This is a genomic window from Streptomyces hilarionis, assembly GCF_024539675.1.
GTDB lineage: Bacteria > Actinomycetota > Actinomycetes > Streptomycetales > Streptomycetaceae > Streptomyces > Streptomyces hilarionis.
Genome location: NZ_JAHHIT010000318.1, coordinates 1 through 3,307, shown reverse-complemented (window position 1 = coordinate 3,307; position 3,307 = coordinate 1). Strand labels below are relative to the sequence as shown.

2 protein-coding genes are annotated in these 3,307 nt (G+C 75.2%); both read left to right on the top strand.

Features of this window, described 5'->3' with window-relative positions:
- The first annotated feature begins 43 nt into the window (after positions 1-43).
- Positions 44-2,065, top strand: a complete 2,022-nt coding sequence (locus tag KMS84_RS38270) for a beta-galactosidase (protein ID WP_256921165.1) — start codon at positions 44-46, stop codon at positions 2,063-2,065.
- 88 nt (positions 2,066-2,153) lie between these two features.
- On the top strand, positions 2,154-3,245 hold the full coding sequence (locus KMS84_RS38265; protein WP_256921164.1) for a hypothetical protein: 1,092 nt from the start codon (positions 2,154-2,156) through the stop codon (positions 3,243-3,245).
- Positions 3,246-3,307: the final 62 nt, after the last annotated feature.

Genomic DNA, 3,307 nt, shown 5'->3' with positions numbered 1-3,307 from the left:
GTCCCGCCCTCCTCCTCCCGACACCCCTCCCGGAGCACCACCAGTGAGCACCGCACGCCGTCTCCGCATCCCCGGCCTCGCCTACGGCGGCGACTACAACCCCGAGCAGTGGCCCGAGGAGGTCTGGGCCGAGGACATGCGGCTGATGACCGAGGCCGGCGTGAACATGGTCAGCGTCAACATCTTCGCGTGGGCGCTGCTGGAACCCGCCGAGGGCGAGTACGACTTCGCCCGCCTCGACCGCGTCCTCGACCTGCTCCACGCCCACGGCATCGCCGCCGACCTGGCCACCCCGACGGCAGCGCCCCCGGCCTGGTTCTTCCGGGCCCACCCCGAGGCGCTGCCGGTGGACCGGCACGGCCGCCCGCTGTCGTACGGCAGCCGTCAGACGTTCTGCCCGAGCAGCCCCGCCTACCGCGAGGCGGCGCTGCGCATCGCGGGCGTGCTCGGCGAGCGGTACGCCGCCCACCCGGCGGTGGTCATGTGGCACGTCCACAACGAGTACGGCTGCCACAACGCGGAATGCTTCTGCGACACGAGCGCGCAGGCGTTCCGCCGCTGGCTGCGCGCCCGGTACGGCGACGACCTGGCGGCGCTCAACGACGCCTGGGGCACCACGTTCTGGAGCCAGTGGTACTACGACTGGGAGGAGATCCTGCCGCCGCGCGCCACGGGCGCGGTCCCCAACCCGGCCCACCGGCTGGACTGGCGCCGCTTCTGCAGCGACGAACTGCTGTCCCTGTGCACCGCCGAGCGGGAGGTGCTGGCCCGGGCGGCCCCCGAGACCCCCGCCACCACCAACTTCATGGTGATGTACAACTTCGACGCGCTGGACTACTGGCGCTGGGCGCCGGAACTGGACGTCGTCTCCAACGACCACTACCTGCGCTCCACCGACCCCGAGTCGGAGATCGACATCGCGATGAGCGGCGACCTCGTGCGCTCGCTCGCGGGCGGCCGCCCCTGGCTGCTGATGGAGCACTCCACGGGTGCCGTGAACTGGCAGCCCGTCAACCGGGCCAAGAAGGCGGGGGAGTTGCGCCGCAACGCCCTCGCGCACGTGGCGCGCGGGGCCGACGGCATCGCGTACTTCCAGTGGCGGGCCGCCAAGGCGGGCGCCGAGCAGTGGCACTCGGCGATGCTGCCCCACGCCGGCACGGACAGCCGCGTCTGGCGGGACGTCGTGGCGCTCGGCGCGGACCTGGAGGCGCTGGCGGAGGTGCGCGGCAGCACCGGCACGGCCGAGACGGCCGTCGTCTGGGACTGGGACGCCCGCTGGGCGCTGGAACTCCCGTCGCAGCCCAGCGAGCAGGTCCGCTTCCTGGAACTGACGAGGTCCTGGTACGAGCCGCTGTGGCGGGCCGGCGTCGCGGTGGACTTCGTCCGCCCGGACGCGGACCTGTCGGCCTACCGCCTGGTGCTCGCGCCGAGCCTGTACCTGGTCGACGACGCGGGAGCGGCGAACCTGACCGCCTTCGCCGAGCGCGGCGGCACCCTGGCGGTCGGCTTCCACAGCGGGGCCGTCGACGAGAACTGCCATGTGCGGCTGGGCGGTTACCCCGGGGCGTTCCGCACGGCGCTCGGCGTCCGCACCGACGAGCTCTTCCCGTTGCTGCCGGGGGAGACGGTGGGGCTGACCGGGGGCGGTACGGCGTCCCTGTGGACGGAGCGGGTCGAGCCCGCGGGCGCGCAGCCGGTGACCTCGTACACCGACGGCCCGCTGGCGGGCGTCCCCGCCGTGACCCGGCACGCGCACGGCGACGGCGTCGCCTGGTACCTGGCCACCCTGCCCGACCCGAGCACGCTGGCGGCGCTGCTCACCCGGATCCGCGAGGAGGCGGGCGTGCGGCCGGTGCACCCGCACGTGCCGCCGGGCGTGGAGGCGGCCCGGCGGCGGGGGAGCGACGCCGACTACCTGTTCCTCGTCGACCACGGCGGCACGGGAGCCGACGTGGCGGTGGCGGCCGGCGCGGTCGAACTCCTCACCGGAGAACCGGCGGCGCACGGCTCGGTGACGGTCCCGCCCGGCGGCGTCGCGGTGGTACGGGAGCCGCACGGGACGTGACCGGCGCGCCACGCGCTCTTGTCGGCCGCCCGCGGGCCTCCTACGCTGCTTCTCCCGCGGGTGTCACCGGGTGACGAGGGGAGCTGCGTTGGCCTCGGCCGTACCGTCGGACGACGACGTGCTCAGGGCCGTCGAACGGCGCCTCGCCGAGCGCGGAGCCCCCGTCGACCTGCGCGCACCCGGCGCGGCGAAGGTCTCCTGGCAGTCCCTGTTCGAGTTCCGCGTCGACCGCTCCATCGAGAAGCGCCACGAGCGGGTGACCAGGCAGAAGGGCACTTCGGAGGACATCGAGGCCCGGCCGACGTACACCGATCTCGACGCCTACCCCGTCGCCCCGCCCGACGACCCGGCGAGGACGTACCGCCACAGGCTGGTGCGCGAGGGGACCGTCGACGAGGTGCCGTGTGACGGCTGCGTCGGCGGCAGGACGACGTGCGGGACGTGCAAGGGACGCGGAGGGATGCCCTGCCCCCCGGACGTGGAGTGCGAGGACTGCCACGGCGGCGTCGACGCCTGCTGGGAGTGCGACGGCACGGGAACGCCCCGTACCCGCCGGGCGAGAGCCGGCAGCCGCCCCCGCGGCCCCGACGCCCCGGAACGGGCCGTCTGCCGGCGCTGCGGTCGCCGTGACGTCGCCTGCCCGACGTGCCGGGGCAGGACGAGGAAGGTCTGCACGGACTGCGACGGGACGGCGTCGACGCCCTGCAAGGAGTGCCGGGGCGCGAAACGCGTCACGCACCGGCCCTGCGGCGGCGCCGGCCGCTTCACCGTGTGGACGGAAGGGGTCGTCGCCCACCTGCCCGACCCCGACGAGGTGCGCCTGCCCGGGCCGCAGTTCGCCTGGCTGAAGACCGACCTGCTCGGCGTCTGGATGCGCGCCGAGCTGACCGGCGTCACCGACGCGCTGCCCGACTTCCTGGAGGACGGCCATCGCGACCTGATCGCCCGGCACCTTCCGGCCCGGGAGAACGAGGTGCGCCGCCGCATGACGTTCGCCTACCTGCCCCTGGCGCGCGTCGAGGTGCACGGCCACCCGGACCGCGTCTACTACGCGTTCCCCGCCGTCACCGGCATCGAGGTGGCCCGCCGCCCCAGCCGCCGGCGCGTCACCGCCCTCGCGTGGGCCGCGACGGCCGTCGCCGCCCTCGTCGTCGCGGTGTCGCTCGCGGTGCTGCGGTGACCCGCCGGGGTGCCCGGCGGCCCGCCCCCGCGACGGCCGGGGCGCGGCAGGCCCCCTCAGCC